This window comes from Streptomyces tubercidicus, from assembly GCF_027497495.1.
GTDB classification, from domain to species: Bacteria; Actinomycetota; Actinomycetes; order Streptomycetales; family Streptomycetaceae; genus Streptomyces; species Streptomyces tubercidicus.
Genome location: NZ_CP114205.1, coordinates 2930951 through 2945342, shown reverse-complemented (window position 1 = coordinate 2945342; position 14392 = coordinate 2930951). Strand labels below are relative to the sequence as shown.

General features: G+C 71.1%; 11 protein-coding genes. 5 read left to right on the top strand and 6 right to left on the bottom strand.

The features are described 5' to 3' along the window. Positions 1 to 144: 144 nt before the first annotated feature. From STRTU_RS12510 to STRTU_RS12500, 3 genes are all read left to right on the top strand, one after another. Positions 145 to 1152 (top strand): MDR family NADP-dependent oxidoreductase, encoded by a 1008-nt coding sequence (locus tag STRTU_RS12510; RefSeq protein ID WP_159743614.1) that lies wholly within the window; start codon positions 145 to 147, stop codon positions 1150 to 1152. A 71-nt stretch (positions 1153 to 1223) separates the two neighbouring features. Further along, positions 1224 to 2714 carry an amidase gene (locus STRTU_RS12505; protein WP_167539137.1) on the top strand — a complete coding sequence of 497 codons (1491 nt, stop codon included), beginning with the start codon at positions 1224 to 1226 and terminating at the stop codon, positions 2712 to 2714. A 23-nt stretch (positions 2715 to 2737) separates the two neighbouring features. After that, positions 2738 to 3292 (top strand): MerR family transcriptional regulator, encoded by a 555-nt coding sequence (locus STRTU_RS12500; RefSeq protein ID WP_159743613.1) that lies wholly within the window; start codon positions 2738 to 2740, stop codon positions 3290 to 3292. On the opposite strand, the gene STRTU_RS12495 is transcribed toward STRTU_RS12500, so the two are convergent. Together STRTU_RS12495 and trhA are read right to left on the bottom strand one after the other, a co-directional pair. After that, positions 3282 to 3908, bottom strand: coding sequence for a TetR/AcrR family transcriptional regulator (locus STRTU_RS12495; protein WP_167539136.1), 627 nt, complete (start codon positions 3906 to 3908; stop codon positions 3282 to 3284). The two genes, STRTU_RS12500 and STRTU_RS12495, sit on opposite strands and share 11 nt — an antisense overlap. Positions 3909 to 4191: 283 nt before the next feature. After that, on the bottom strand, positions 4192 to 4908 hold the full coding sequence (trhA, locus tag STRTU_RS12490; RefSeq protein ID WP_159743611.1) for a PAQR family membrane homeostasis protein TrhA: 717 nt from the start codon (positions 4906 to 4908) through the stop codon (positions 4192 to 4194). A gap of 239 nt (positions 4909 to 5147) precedes the next feature. Between trhA and STRTU_RS12485 the strand changes: the two genes are divergently transcribed. Beyond that, complete coding sequence (locus STRTU_RS12485; RefSeq protein ID WP_159743610.1) at positions 5148 to 6989, top strand: phosphoenolpyruvate carboxykinase (GTP); 1842 nt, start codon at positions 5148 to 5150, stop codon at positions 6987 to 6989. A gap of 145 nt (positions 6990 to 7134) precedes the next feature. On the opposite strand, the gene STRTU_RS12480 is transcribed toward STRTU_RS12485, so the two are convergent. Both STRTU_RS12480 and STRTU_RS12475 read right to left on the bottom strand, forming a co-directional pair. After that, positions 7135 to 7641 carry an SCO4983 family protein gene (locus STRTU_RS12480; protein ID WP_159743609.1) on the bottom strand — a complete coding sequence of 169 codons (507 nt, stop codon included), beginning with the start codon at positions 7639 to 7641 and terminating at the stop codon, positions 7135 to 7137. Between the two features lie 85 nt (positions 7642 to 7726). After that, positions 7727 to 8938, bottom strand: a complete 1212-nt coding sequence (locus tag STRTU_RS12475) for a pyridoxal phosphate-dependent aminotransferase (protein WP_159743608.1) — start codon at positions 8936 to 8938, stop codon at positions 7727 to 7729. 165 nt (positions 8939 to 9103) lie between these two features. Between STRTU_RS12475 and STRTU_RS12470 the strand changes: the two genes are divergently transcribed. Then, on the top strand, positions 9104 to 11029 hold the full coding sequence (locus STRTU_RS12470) for a P-loop NTPase fold protein (protein ID WP_159743607.1): 1926 nt from the start codon (positions 9104 to 9106) through the stop codon (positions 11027 to 11029). Between the two features lie 2 nt (positions 11030 to 11031). On the opposite strand, the gene STRTU_RS12465 is transcribed toward STRTU_RS12470, so the two are convergent. Then, a complete protein-coding gene (locus STRTU_RS12465; RefSeq protein WP_159743606.1) occupies positions 11032 to 12663 on the bottom strand; it encodes an N-acyl-D-amino-acid deacylase family protein in 1632 nt (543 codons plus the stop codon). A gap of 216 nt (positions 12664 to 12879) precedes the next feature. Next, positions 12880 to 14169, bottom strand: a complete 1290-nt coding sequence (locus STRTU_RS12460) for an amino acid deaminase (protein ID WP_159743605.1) — start codon at positions 14167 to 14169, stop codon at positions 12880 to 12882. Positions 14170 to 14392: the final 223 nt, after the last annotated feature.

Genomic DNA, 14392 nt, shown 5'->3' with positions numbered 1-14392 from the left:
GGACCGGGCGCGGTTCACGGCGCTTCGCCTGGCGGCGGGCCCCTGGGACGTACGGCGCAGCGGCCGTCCCAGGGGCCCGCCGCTGTTTCCGGGACCAGTGATGGAGTTGCCCTTGACGTGCGCGTCAAGTTCTAGCCTCGGCGCATGACACTCCGCATGCACCGCGAAGTCCGCCTGACCGCCCGCCCCCAGGGGCCGGTCACCGATGACCTCTTCGAGATCGTGGAGGCACCGGTCCCAGAACCCGGACCCGGCCAGGTGCTGGTACGCAACACCGTGATGGGCGTCGCCGCCGTGATGCGCACGCTGATGGACGAGAGCAGCGTCGTGCCGGTGCCCGCCTATCAGGTCGGCGAGGCGCTGACCGGGCCCGCCCTCGGCGAGGTGGTCGCCGCCCCGGGGACCGGTCTCAACCCTGGCGACCTGGTAGAGCACTGGCTCGGCTGGCGCGAATACGCCCTGCTGGACGCCGACCGGGTACAACGGCACGACCCCGGCCTGATGCCCGACCCGGCCGCCTACCTCTCCCAGGGGCCCACCGCCTGGATGGGCATCGTGCGCGGCGCCGAAGTACGCCCCGGGGACACCGTCTTCATTACGGGGGCGGCGGGCGGCGTGGGCTCCCTGGCCGGTCAGATCGCCCGGCTGCGCGGCGCCGCCCGGATCATCGGCAGTACGGGATCGCCGGAGAAGGCGGACCGGCTGATCAAGGAATTCGGCTATGACGCGATGGTGATCCGCGGCGCCGGTCCCATCGAGGAGCAGCTGCGGGCGGCGGCCCCGGAGGGCATCGACGCGCTCTTCGACAACGTGGGCGGCGAACAGCTCCAGGCCGCCATCGCCGTCGCCAATGAGGGCGCCCGGCTCGCCCTCGTAGGGGCGCTGTCCAGCCAGCTGTCCGAGGACGGCAAGCCGCAGACGGTCGAGATCGACACGCTCTCGCTGCTCTCCCGCAGCATCACCTTGCGCGGTGTCGCCCTGCACACGCACCGGGACCTGGTTCCCGAGTGGCACCAGCGGTTCGCCGAGGGCCTGCGGGACGGCACCCTCACCTTCCCGCACACCCGGCTGCACGGCATCGAGCAGGCGCCGCGGGCGCTGCGTGAGCTGACCGAAGGGCGTCATCTCGGCGCCGTAGTAGTGGAGTTGTGAGGCGCGGTGCCCTTGACCTCGCGGGGCTGCCGGAACCCCCCGCTGTCAGAGGCCGGTTGTAGCCTCCGGGTGTGAGGACCTTGCTCGGGAAGCGATCCCTTGTTCGGGAAGCCGCGGCGCTGCGGGACGGCACGGATGACCCCGTCGACGCGGTCAACCGCTCATGCGACCGGATCGACGCGGTCGATCCACAGGTGCGGGCCTTCGTGCCCGAAGAGGGGCGGCGTGCGCGGCTCCTGGAGGCGGCGCGGCGGGCGGCCGCCGGTGCGCGGGACCCCGCCGGCCGGGCCGCCCTCCATGGCATCCCCGTGGGCATCAAGGACATCGTGCGGGTCGACGGGCTGCCCACCCGGGCGGGCTCGGCGCTGCCGCCCGAAGTTCTCGGCGGCCCGCAGGCCACCGTCGTCGACCGGCTGTGCGCCGCCGGGGCGCTGATCGCGGGCAAGACCGTGACCGCGGAGTTCGCGGTCACGGCCCCGGGACCGACCCGCAATCCGCACAACCCGGCCCACACGCCGGGCGGTTCGAGCAGCGGATCGGCCGCCGCGGTCGCCGCCGGGATGGTGCCGCTGGCCATCGGGACGCAGACCGTCGGCTCGATGATCCGGCCCGCCGCGTACTGCGGAGTGGTCGGGTTCAAGGCGAGCTACGGGCGGATACCGGTCGACGGGGTGATCTCCAATGCCGCTAGCTTCGACACGGTCGGCTGTTACGCCACGGACGTGGCGGGTGTGGCGCTGGCGGCGTCGGTGCTGGTCGACGGACGGCGGCCCCCGGGCCTCGTGGGGTGCGGGCCGCGCCCGGTGCTGGGCGTGCCGGTCGGCCCCTACCTGGAGCGCGCCGAGGAGGAGGCGCTGCGCGCCTTCGAGGAGCAGCAGGAGCTGCTGCGGTCCGCCGGGTACACCGTCCACGAGGTGCCGGTGATGGCCGACTTCGCGCAGATCGTCGAGCAGCTGTTCACGATGAACCGCTACGAAGTGGCCCATGCGCACCGCGACTGGTTCGCCCGCTTCGGCGACCGCTACCGCCCCGAGACCACGGCCGCCATCCAGGAGGGCCGGACGATCGGGGGCGTCGCCTACGAGGCGGCCCGGGTATGGCGCCATGCCTTCCGCGAACGGCTCGCGGCGGACCGTGCGGCGGCCGGTGTCGACCTGTGGATCGCCCCGTCGGCCACCGGTCCCGCGCCCGCCGGCCTCAGCAGCACTGGCACCTCGATCATGTGCCTGCCGTGGAGCAACGCCGGGCTGCCGTCCGTCAGCCTGCCCGCGGGCCACGCCGCCAACGGGCTGCCGCTCGGACTCCAACTCATCGGCGAAACCGGCGCGGACGAGGGGCTGCTTCACGGGGCGGCGGGGATCGAACAGGTACTCGCTGGGGACGGCCGGAATGAGGACGTACTCCATGGGGAGGCGCGGAACGGGGACGCGCGGAACGAGGACGTGCCGAACGGGGACGCGCGGAACGGGGAGGCGCGGAACGAGGACGTGCCGAACGGGGAAGCGCGGAACGAGCACGTGCGGAACGAGGACGGCCGCCCGGTTCCGGAGCGGACCGGCTGAGCACTGCGACGAAGGTGGGGGAGATGCGCATCGGGGACGCCGCGGCGGCGGCCGGCATGACACCGCGGGCGCTGCGCTACTACGAGCAGCAGGGGTTGGTGACGGCCCGGAGGACGCCGTCCGGTCAGCGGGTGTACGACGAGGAGGACATCCGCCGGCTGAAGGCGGTGCGTGAACTGCGGGACGCGGGGCTGACGGTCGGTGATGTGCGGGCCTTCGCCCACCTGTTGCGCACGGTGCCGGCCGACGGGGTGCCGGATCTTCTCGCCGGGGAATCCTGCGCGGGCCGCTGTTCGGCCGCGGAGGCGGAGACGGTGGCCCGGCGCCGGCTCGCGGACCTGGACGCCCGTATCGCGCAGCTGTCGAGCCTGCGGGCGCGACTCGCGGCACGCCTGGGCGAACCGGGCACCGAGGTGATGGACCCGACCGGGCGGGGCGGGCCGACCGGGCAGGGTGGGCAGACCGGGCAGACCGGGGCGGCCACGCCAGGCGGCTCGGTACGTGCCGGGGCGGACAGCGGCCCCCTCTTCCGGCTGGCGGCCGCCCCGGCCCCGGAGGCCCCCGTCCTCAGAGCGTGAGGCCCCGCGCCAGCACATCCATCGTCTGGTCGATCAGCGCCTCCAGTTCGGTGGTCTGACCGCCCTCGACCCAGTTCAGCATGGCCTCTTGGAGCGCGGCCAGGATCGCGGCGCTGATCACCCGAAGCTCCAGATCATCGGCCGGGCGGCCGGTGCGCTCCGCCAGCACCGCGCTGATCATCGCGGCGTCCCGGGCGGTGTTCTCCGCCGTACGGCCCCGGATGGCGGGTACTTCACGGATCAGCCGGATGCGCTGGACGAGTTCAGCACGGTCCGCAGCGGTGATCTCGCGCAGCGCCTCGACCGTCACCTGCCGCATCGACTCGACCATCGGCTCGTCCGTGGGACGGGCCCGCAGCCCGGCCTCCCAGACGGCGTCGTACTCGTCCGTGAACACGATGTCTTCCTTGGTCGGGAAGTAGCGGAAGACCGTGCTCGGCGAGACATCGGCGGCCTCGGCGATCTGATCGATGGGGGTCGCGTCGTACCCCTGCTCCTCGAAGAGCCGGTAGGCGGCCCGCCGGATCGCCTCGCGGGTCTGGATCTTCTTCCGCTCCCGCAGCCCGATCTTTGCTGTCCCGGGCGGTGCTGCGGCAGAGGTACGTGCGGAGACCATGCGCAGCATTGTCAGGCATCAGGAGCACGGAAGGCCACGGTCCGGACACGCCTCGGCCGGGACGCCAGCCGAGAGGCCACCGCCGGGACGCCACGACGGAGACGCCACGACGGAGACGCCACCCGGGACGCCGTGGCCGGGCGCCCACGAGCAGGTCCGGCGTCCCGCAGCGCGAAGCCCAGCTCCGATTGTCAGTGGGGTGTGTCACGATGCCACGTGGGAATGATTACTGTGAGTGACGATGGAGGTGTGTGTGGGGAGATGCAGCGGGTGACGCTCGGTCTCAGGCGTGCGTGTAGGCCACCAGGGAGATGCCGACGTAGTGCACGACGAAGGCGGCCAGGGTGAAGGAGTGGAAGACCTCGTGGAAGCCGAACCATCGGGGTGAGGGGTTGGGGCGCTTGAGTCCGTAGATCACGCCGCCGGCGCTGTAGAGCAGTCCGCCGACGATGACGAGGACGAGAACGGCGACGCCGCCGGTGCGCAGGAAGTCGGGCAGGAAGAAGACGGCGGCCCAGCCCATGGCGATGTAGCAGGGGGTGTAGAGCCAGCGTGGGGCACCGACCCAGAAGACCCGGAAGAGAATTCCGGCCAGTGCGGCCACCCAGACCGCCCAGAGCAGTGCCTCTCCGCGGGAGCCGGGCATCAGCAGCATGGTCAGCGGCGTATAGGTGCCCGCGATGATCAGAAAGATATTGGCGTGGTCGAGCCGGCGCAGTACGCCATCGGCCCGCGGGCCCCAATTGCCGCGGTGGTAAAGGGCGCTGACGCCGAAGAGCAGGCATGCGGTCAGGGTGTAAATGGCGCAGGCCAGGCGGCCGCGGGGGCTGTCGGCGAGGGCGGTGAGCACCACGCCGGAGAGGAGCACGGCGGGGAACATTCCGGCGTGCAGCCAGCCGCGGAGTTTGGGCTTGAGGGGTGCGGCCGCGGCGGTGACCGCCGCGATCGCGGGCGGCGCGGAGGAGGGGTCGCTCTCGGCGGCGTCGGGCGCGGAAGTCATGGCGCAATGCTACCTACGCGACCGTAAGTTACTGATTCATGTCGAAGTGGTGACGGTCACGAAAGCGCCCTCTGGACAGAACACCCTAACGGTCGGATGATCAAATGAGTGCGGTCGGCACCGGATGAGCGGTCACGAAGCATCCGGGTCGCAGCCCCCAAGGGGCAGACATCAAAAGAAGCGGATTTTCCCGTCCAAATCGGGCATAAATCTGTCCATACCCTCATCTAGGAGCGATCGTGGCGCGCGACAACGCGGCTCCCCCCGTCCTCACCCGTCACCAGGGGCTCATCTCCTGGGTTGACGAGATCGCAGCGATCACCCAGCCCGACCGGGTCGTCTGGTGTGACGGCTCGGAGGCGGAGTACGAGCGTCTGTGCGAGGAGCTCGTCGACAAGGGCACGTTCAAGAAGCTCGACCCGATCAAGCGCCCCAACTCGTACTACGCGGCCTCCGACCCCTCGGATGTGGCGCGGGTCGAGGACCGGACGTTCATCTGCTCCGAGAAGGAGGAGGACGCCGGCCCGACGAACCACTGGAAGGACCCCGCCGAGATGCGGGCCATCTTTACCGGGGGAGACGGCGGCGTCGCCGGTGAGCAGGGCATCTTCCGTGGTTCGATGCGCGGCCGGACGATGTATGTCGTCCCGTTCTGTATGGGCCCGCTCGGCTCCCCGCTCTCCGCGATCGGTGTGGAGATCACCGACTCCGCCTATGTCGCGGTCTCGATGCGCACCATGACGCGCATGGGGCAGCCGGTCCTCGACGAGCTCGGCGAGGACGGCTTCTTCGTCAAGGCGGTGCACTCGCTCGGCGCGCCGCTGGCCGAGGGCGAGGCCGATGTGCCGTGGCCGTGCAACTCCACCAAGTACATCTCGCACTTCCCCGAGGACCGGGAGATCTGGTCCTACGGCTCCGGCTACGGCGGCAACGCCCTGCTCGGCAAGAAGTGCTACGCGCTGCGGATCGCCTCCGTCATGGCGCGCGACGAGGGCTGGCTCGCCGAGCACATGCTGATCCTCAAACTCACCCCGCCGCAGGGCGAGTCCAAGTACGTCGCCGCCGCCTTCCCGAGCGCCTGCGGCAAGACCAACCTCGCGATGCTGGAGCCGACGATCTCCGGCTGGACCGTCGAGACCATCGGCGACGACATCGCCTGGATGCGCTTCGGTGAGGACGGCCGCCTCTACGCCATCAACCCCGAGGCCGGCTTCTTCGGTGTCGCGCCCGGCACCGGCGAGCACACCAACGCCAATGCCATGAAGACGATGTGGGGCAACTCCGTCTTCACCAATGTCGCGCTCACCGACGACGGCGATGTCTGGTGGGAGGGCATGACCGAGGAGAAGCCCGCCCATCTGACCGACTGGAAGGGCAACGACTGGACCCCGGAGTCCGGGACCCCGGCCGCCCACCCCAACGCCCGCTTCACCGTCCCGGCCGGTCAGTGCCCGATCATCGCGCCCGAGTGGGAGGACCCCAAGGGCGTGCCGATTTCGGCGATCCTCTTCGGTGGCCGCCGCGCCAGCGCCGTGCCGCTGGTGACCGAGTCGCTGACCTGGCAGCACGGCGTCTTCCTCGGCGCCAACGTCGCCAGCGAGAAGACCGCCGCGGCCGAGGGCAAGGTCGGCGAGCTGCGCCGGGACCCGTTCGCCATGCTGCCGTTCTGCGGTTACAACATGGGCGACTACATGGGCCACTGGGTCAAGGTCGGTGCCGACAAGGACCCGGCCAAGCTGCCGAAGATCTACTACGTCAACTGGTTCCGCAAGGACGACAAGGGCCGCTTCGTGTGGCCGGGCTTCGGCGAGAACGGCCGGGTGCTCAAGTGGATCGTCGAGCGGCTGGACGGCAAGGCCGAGGGCGTCGAAACCCCCATCGGCGTGCTGCCCACGAAGGCGTCGCTGGACACCGAGGGTCTCGACCTCGACGACGCCGACCTGGACTTCCTGCTCACCGTCGACAAGGACGTGTGGCGCGAGGAGGCGGCGCTGATCCCCGAGCACCTCAACACCTTTGGTGACCACACGCCGAAGGAGCTGTGGGACGAGTACCGCGCGCTGGTCCAGCGGCTCGGCTGATCACCCGTAGCGCATACCGGCCGGGGCCCCGCACAGGACGTGCGGGGCCCCGGCTCGTAGCTGTGGGTGAGGTGAAGTGACGCGGGCGGGTTGAGCCGGTCGGGTGAGCCGGGGCGGCCTCGCGGTGGGACTCCGCCCCGATGGCTCACGCCGTGGCGAGATCCCGGAGGGGCGCGGCGTGTGCTGCCATCCGCTCGGCGGCCAGCTCCCTCGCCGCCTCGTCGCCGCGGGTGGTGGCGACCGCCAGGGCGTTCCCGGCGAGGGTGTGGGCGCGCTGCTGGAGGGCCTCTATGCGGGAGGGGGCGCCGCTGTCGGTGGGCTCGGCGCGCAGCGGATAGTGGCCGCCGCTCAGCCGCGCCACCTGCTCGGCGATGCGCTCGGCAGCGGCGGCCAGCGCGGTGCCATCCAGCGCGCTCCCGTGGAGCCCGTCGCCATCCAGCTCAGCGCCATCCACCCCGGCACCGTCCACCCCGGCGTCCTGCGGCCCCCCGCCCTCCATCCGCCTCGCCAGCGCATGCAGCTCATCGGTGACGGTGAGCAGCGCGGTCAGCTGTCCGGCGAGCCGGATGTCCAGCTCCTGCTCGCGCGAGCGGTGCGGGATCTCCGGGTCGGCCATGGTGTGGACCGACTTGGTGCGGATCGGTTCGTACATGGGACGGCCTCCTGAAGACGTTCAGGAGACCATCCTAGCTTAGACGCTGTCTAAAGTTGTGGCTCGTACAGAAAATTATCCCGGGTCAGTACTGTCCGTAACCGTCGAGGAAGGAGCCGATCCGGGTGACGGCATCCGCCAGATCGTCCTTGCTGGGCAGCGTGACCAGGCGGAAGTGATCGGGCTCCGGCCAGTTGAAGCCGGTGCCGTGCACGATCATGATCTTCTCCGCGCGCAGCAGATCCAGCACCATCTCCCGGTCGTCCTTGACCTTGTAGACCTTGGGATCCAGCCGCGGGAAGGCGTACAGCGCGCCCTTCGGCTTGACGCAGCTGACGCCGGGGATCTGCGTCAGCAGCTCATACGCCGTATCGCGCTGCTCCAGCAGCCGTCCGCCGGGCAGCACCAGATCATTGATCGACTGACGGCCGCCGAGGGCGGTGGCGACCGCGTGCTGGGCCGGCATATTGGCGCACAGCCGCATGTTGGCGAGGATCGTCAGCCCCTCGATGTACGAAGAGGCGTGCGCCTTCGGGCCGCAGACCGCCATCCAGCCGCTGCGGTAGCCCGCCACCCGGTACGACTTCGACAGCCCGTTGAAGGTCAGTGTCAGCAGGTCAGGGGCGAGCGAGGCGAACGGGGTGTGGGTGACACCGTCGTAGAGGATCTTGTCGTAGATCTCGTCGGCGCAGACGATCAGGTTGTGCCGCCGGGCGAGCTCCGCGATCCCGCGCAGCAGCTCGTCGTCGTAGACGGCACCCGTGGGGTTGTTGGGGTTGATGACGACGATGGCCTTGGTGCGGTCGGTGACCTTGCGCTCGATATCGGCGAGGTCCGGCATCCAGTCCGCCTGCTCATCGCAGCGGTAGTGCACGGCCGTACCGCCGGAGAGCGAGACGGACGCCGTCCACAGCGGGTAGTCCGGGGCCGGCACCAGCACCTCGTCGCCATCGTCCAGCAGCGCCTGCATCGACATCTGGATCAGCTCGGAGACGCCGTTGCCCAGGTAGATGTCGTCGACGGAGAGCTCGATGCCCTGGGTCTGGTAGTGCTGCATCACCGCGCGGCGGGCGGAGAGCAGGCCCTTGGCGTCCCCGTAGCCGTGCGCCGTCCCGACCGTGCGGAGGATGTCCTCCAGGATCTCGGGCGGGCACTCGAAGCCGAACGCCGCCGGGTTGCCCGTATTGAGCTTGAGGATGCGATGACCCGCCGCCTCCAGCCGCATGGCCTCTTCGAGCACCGGGCCACGGATCTCGTAGCAGACGTTGGCGAGCTTCGTTGACTGGATCACCTGCATGTCCGTCACCTTACGGGCGCGTTTCGGCGGCCGCCCGGTGTTTTTCCCCACGTTGATCGGCGGACGGTGTGGATTTCCTCACGCCTGGTAACGAGGTCGCGGTGCCGTGGTGCGGAATCCGTGACCGCCTCACGCGCGGGTGTGCGCGCCGCTACGCTCCGGCACATGTCCACCTCGGCACCGTTACCCCCGGACGCGGCCGCGCCCTCCGCGCCCCCGCTGCACGGCCCGTTCGCGCTGCTCAACGACGAGCCGGTGGCCGAACCCGGCGCCGATCTGCTCGGCGCCGGACGCGCCGCCCGCCGGCTCGCCGGACTCCTGGTCGCCTCCCGCGCCGCCACCCCCTTCACCCTCGCCGTCGACGCCGGCTGGGGCATGGGGAAGAGCAGCCTGATGCGGCTGGTCGACGCGGAGCTGGCGCAGGCCCCCGAGGTGCACACCGTCTGGTACAACGCCTGGACCTCGACCGGCGCCGATGCGCTGGAAGGGCTGATCAAATCCGTACTGATGCGCTTCGACCGGCGGGTGCTGCGGCGTGGACTGCAGCGGATCTCCGACCGGCGGGCGCTTTTGCGGGCCGTACGGGCCGCGACGACGGTCGCCGCCGGGCCGCTCGGGGTGGCCGGTCTGGTCGACGAGCTGTGGCGCGGCCTGTCCGTCAACTCGCAGGCCCGCAACGGGATGCGCCAGGCGATCGGCGAACTGGTGCAGGAGTGGTCCGAGACCGCCGACTTCCGGCCGCGCCGCCTCCTGGTCGTCTTCATCGACGATCTCGACCGCTGCTCGGACGAGAACGTGCTCGCCGTGTGTGAGGCGGTGAAGGTCTATCTGGACGTGCCGGGGCTGGCGTTCGTCATCGGTTGTGACCGTTCGGCGCTGGCGCCCAACGGGCTGCTGCGTGATCTGTCGCCCGCCGCCTCCGCGTTCATGGAAAAGATCTTCCAGACCAGCTATCGGATTCCGGTCGCGGACCAGCAGGGCGTCCGCGAGTACATCGACCGCTGCGCCCGCGCCGTCGGGATCGACCAGCTGCTGGACGAGCGGCTGACCACCTTGCTCGCGGAGCGCTCGGCCCGTAATCCGCGCCGGATCAAGCGCCTGGTGAACGGCTTCGTGCTGGAGGCGACGCTCAATCCGATGTGGGAGGGCTTCCCGCCCGAGGCGGTGGTCAGGACGCTGCTGTTGCAGTACTTCTACCCCGACTTCTACCGGATGGTGGCCGGGGTGCCGGGGCCCGGTGCGGGCGATGTGATCGCGGAGTTCCGTACGTACCAGCAGGTGCGACGGCTGCTGCGGTCGCCGGAGCCGATCCCCGAGGCCGAGCTGGCCCGGGTGAACCGCTTCCTCCTCGAACACGACCTGCCGGAACAGACCGGGGCCGCCGGAGCCGAGACGCTGGGGCGGCTGGAGCGCCAACTCCCCAGCGGGTTCCCGGAGATGGTGACCGACCAGGAGTTCACCTCGCTGATCGACGGCCTGGTGGCGCTGCCGCGCTCCGAGGAGCTGCTGCGGCGGCTGCGCGAAGGGGCTGAACTCCCGGCTCCCGTGCAGCCGGAGCCCGCCCCGTATCTCCCGTCGCTGTCCTACGGCACGACGCCCGCGTACGGTGCGGCGCCCCAGTACGGCACGGCGTCCCCGTACGGCGCGGCGCCCTCGTATGGTGCCGCGCAGGCGGCCCGGGGCGTGGACGCCCGTGTGGACGACGCGGTGCTGCGCGGGGTGCGTCTCCTGTGGGTGGACGACCATCCGCGGAACAACGAGAAGCTGGTCAACACCTTCCGGGCGGCGGGCGCCGTGGTGCGGATCGCCGAGGACTCGCAGGCTGCGGACGCCGCCCTCGCCGTCGAGTCGCCGACCGTGCTCGTCTCCGACATCGCCCGGGGCGCCAATCGGCGGGAGGGGCTGGAGCACATCGGGCGGCTGCGGAGCGAGGGCCGCTACACCGGTCCGGTCATCTTCTACGCGGGCCGGGTCACCCCGGAACGGGCCGCACTGGCACGGGAGTTGGGGGCCCACCTGGCGAGGGGCGGGGCGGAGGTCGAGCGGCTGGTGCTGCGCGCGGCCGAGGGGGAGCTGCCGCCGCCCGTCTGACCTCAGCTGCGGCCAGGTGTCCGCCGCACCGCCCGCCCCGCGAGCACGCTAGTCCGTCGGCCGTCCTCCATCACGAACCGGCCGTCGATCAGTACGTGCGGAATGCCGGTGGGCAGGGTGCGCGGGGCGGCGAAGGTGGACCCGGCGGCGACCGTCTCCGGGTCGAAGAGGACCAGGTCGGCGCGGTAGCCCTCGTGTACCAGGCCGCGGTCGGGGAGGCGCAGCCGGGCGGCCGGGCGGCCCGTCAGGTGGGCGACGCACTCCTCCAGCGACAGCACCCCCAGCTCGCGGACGTACTTGCCGAGGTACTGGGGGAAGGTGCCGTAGGCGCGTGGATGCGGTTTGTCGCCCTGGAGGATGCCGTCGCTGCCGCCGGTGTGCACCCGGTGGCGCATGATCCGGCGGACGTTGTCCTCGTGGCCGACGTGCTGCAGGATCGTCGCGCCCAGGCGGTCCTCGATCAGCAGTCGGCGGGCGGTGTGCCACGGCTCCTCACCGCGCTCCGCGGCACTGCGGGCGACGGTCTTGCCGACGTGGTCCGCCAGCGCGGGGTGCGACACCCCGGAGATCTCGATGGTGTCCCAGTCGATGGGCACCCCATGGCAGCCGTCGGCGCCCTCCACCTCCATGACGTGCCGGATGCGGGCGGCCGTCGCGTCGTCCCGGAGGCGGGCCAGGATCACGCCGGGGCCGCCCTCGCTCGCCCAGCTGGGCAGCATGGCGACCAGGGTCGTACAGCCGGGGGTGTACGGATAGGTGTCGAGGGTGAGGTCAGCGCCGGCGTCCAGCGCGTCGTCCAGGAGGGCGAGCAGCTCGGGCGCGCGTCCTTCGTTGACGCCGAAGTTCATGGTGGCGTGCGCCAGATGCAGCGCACAGCCGGCCTCGCGGGTGAGGGCCAGCATCTCTTCGTACGCCTGGAGGGCACCGGCGCCGTAGGAGCGGTGGTGCGGGCAGTAGTAGCCGTCGTAGCGGGCCACCACCCGGCACAATTCGGTCAGTTCGGTGTCGGAGGCGTACATGCCGGGGGTGTAGGTCAGCCCGGAGGACATCCCGACCGCGCCCTGTTCCAGGCCCTCGGCGACCAGCTGCCGCATCCGGGCCAGCTCGTCGGGGGTGGCCGCGCGGTCGTCCCAGCCGAGGGCGAGCATCCGTACGGTGCCCTGCGGGATGAGATAGGCGGCGTTGACGGCGATGCCCTGGCCGTCGAAGCCGTGGTCGAGGCGGTCGAGGTAGCCGCCTACGGTGCGCCAGCTGAAGTCGATGGAGTCGTCGCCGGGCGCTCCGCCGTTCCAGCCGGTGATCTGGGCGCGGACCTCGGCGAGGGTCCGGTCGTCGACCGGTGCGTACGACAGGCCGTCCTGGCCGAGGACTTCGAGGGTGACCCCCTGGGCGGCCTTCGCCTCGTGGCCGGGGTCCCGCAGCAGCGCCAGATCGCTGTGCGCGTGCATATCGATGAAACCGGGGGAGAGGGCGAGGCCGTGGCCCTCCACTACGCGGGCGGCGCCGGGACGCGGGCCGCTGTCCGTCTCGCGGTGGATTGCGGCGATCCGGCCGCCGGAGAGGGCGACATCGGCGCGGTAGGACGCGCAGCCGGAGCCGTCGATGACGCGTACATCGCGGAAGACGGTGTCCATGGCTGGGCCTGCCTCTCTCGGGGCCGCGGGGCCACGGTGCCGCGGTGCGTCGGCGCCCGGGGGACGTGCGGTCGTGGGGTCGCGGGGTGGCAGAGGCGGGAAGCCGGCGGCGCGCGCCGCGGGGGATCGGCGCGCACCACCGGCGCCCGGGGGCGGGAGCGGAACTCCGGCCCGGGGAAGCCGGGCGGGGCCAGGAGTGGCCCCACCGGGCAGGTCCTAGAAGAACGTCCGGATGAAGTCCGTGACCGTGCCGTCCTGTTCGACGAGGGGGATCAGCTGCCACTTGTCGAAGATGGTGCAGGGGTGCGACAGGCCGAGGGCGACCCAGTCGCCGACCTCCAGGTCGCCGGCGCGCTCGGTGGTGACCCAGGCGTGCTGGTCGGACAGCTTGGTGACGGTCAGGCCGTCCGCCGCCAGTTGGGTGCCGTCCCGGCCGGACCGTACGACCTGGGCCTGCGGCAGATCCAGGTCGTACGCCGCATCGCGCTTGCCCGCGTTGAGGAATGCCTGGTCGATCGTGGGACGGGAGACGACCTGCGCCCACAGCCGGAAGGCGGGGTGCAGGGCGCCCTCCTCCGGGACGCGGTTGAAGGGGGTGAGCCGGCGGTAGTGGGCGTCGTCGTGCGAGACATACGCGCCCGAGCGCAGCAGCTTGAGGACCGGGGCCGACAGCTCCGGAATGTCCGCGAAGACCTCGGCGACCGTGTCGAACCAGGCGCTGCCGCCGGCGCTGACCACGATCTGGTCGAGGTCGGTGAACCGGCCCGCCTTGTCGAACTCCACGGCCAGCGCGACCAGTCGGCGCAGGTAGGCGGCCACCCGCTCCGGGGTGGCCTCGGGCACCTCGCCCTCGTAACCGGCGACGCCCACCAGGCGCAGGGTGTCCACCCCCGCGAGGGCATCGGCCAGTTCCAGGCACTCGCTCTCGGTGCGGACGCCGGTACGCGCGCCCTCTCCGGCGCACAGTTCGACGACCACGTCCACGGGGCGGGTGGCACCGGCCTCCCGCAGCGCGTGGTCCATCAGCTCGATGCCGCGCAGCGAGTCGACGTAGCAGATGAGGTGGAAGTCGGGGTCGCCGGCGAGTTCGGCGGCGAGCCAGCGCAGTGCGGCCGGGTCCACGACCTCGTTGGCGAGGAAGATCTTCTGGATGCCGTACGCGCGGTAGACGCGGACCTGGTGGGGGACGGCGGCGGTGATGCCCCAGGCGCCGTGCTCCAGCTGCCGGGCGAAGAGCTGCGGGGCCATACAGGTCTTGCCGTGCGGGGCGAAGGCGAGGCCGTGCCGGTCGGCGTAGGTCTCCATCAGGGCGAGGTTGTGCTCGACCGACTCGGCGGAGAGGGCGAGTACGGGGGTGGTGAAGCCGCCGTCGAAGAGGTTGCGGCGCTGAGCGGCCAGTTCCCTGACGGTCAGCCCTTCGGCGTCCGGCGGGAGTGCCTTGAAGCGGTGATCGACCCGTTCATCCGCGAGTCCCTTGAGTCCCTGCGCGAGCCGCTCGCCGGTCATCGGCACTCCTCCAAAAATCCTGTTGCATCCTCTGCAACACTCATTGCGCGTATCGCTTGCCGCTGTCTAACATCCGGGCCATCGCCCGGTCAATGGTGTGAAGCATCGCGGGAAACGGGCCGGAAGGGGCCCTGGACAGCGCCCCGGACTGCACCCGGATACGGACCCGGACTGCACCCGGACACCGACCCGGACTCCATCCGGATGCCGACCCGGATGACAC

Excerpts from the sequence above, each read along its gene's own strand:
- STRTU_RS12480 (WP_159743609.1), bottom strand. The coding sequence starts at position 7,641 with ATGTACGAACCGATCCGCACCAAGTCGGTCCACACCATGGCCGACCCG.
- STRTU_RS12500 (WP_159743613.1), top strand. The coding sequence starts at position 2,738 with ATGCGCATCGGGGACGCCGCGGCGGCGGCCGGCATGACACCGCGGGCG.
- STRTU_RS12465 (WP_159743606.1), bottom strand. The coding sequence starts at position 12,663 with ATGGACACCGTCTTCCGCGATGTACGCGTCATCGACGGCTCCGGCTGC.
- STRTU_RS12495 (WP_167539136.1), bottom strand. The coding sequence starts at position 3,908 with ATGGTCTCCGCACGTACCTCTGCCGCAGCACCGCCCGGGACAGCAAAG.
- trhA (WP_159743611.1), bottom strand. The coding sequence starts at position 4,908 with ATGACTTCCGCGCCCGACGCCGCCGAGAGCGACCCCTCCTCCGCGCCG.
- STRTU_RS12475 (WP_159743608.1), bottom strand. The coding sequence starts at position 8,938 with ATGCAGGTGATCCAGTCAACGAAGCTCGCCAACGTCTGCTACGAGATC.
- STRTU_RS12470 (WP_159743607.1), top strand. The coding sequence starts at position 9,104 with ATGTCCACCTCGGCACCGTTACCCCCGGACGCGGCCGCGCCCTCCGCG.
- STRTU_RS12510 (WP_159743614.1), top strand. The coding sequence starts at position 145 with ATGACACTCCGCATGCACCGCGAAGTCCGCCTGACCGCCCGCCCCCAG.
- STRTU_RS12460 (WP_159743605.1), bottom strand. The coding sequence starts at position 14,169 with ATGACCGGCGAGCGGCTCGCGCAGGGACTCAAGGGACTCGCGGATGAA.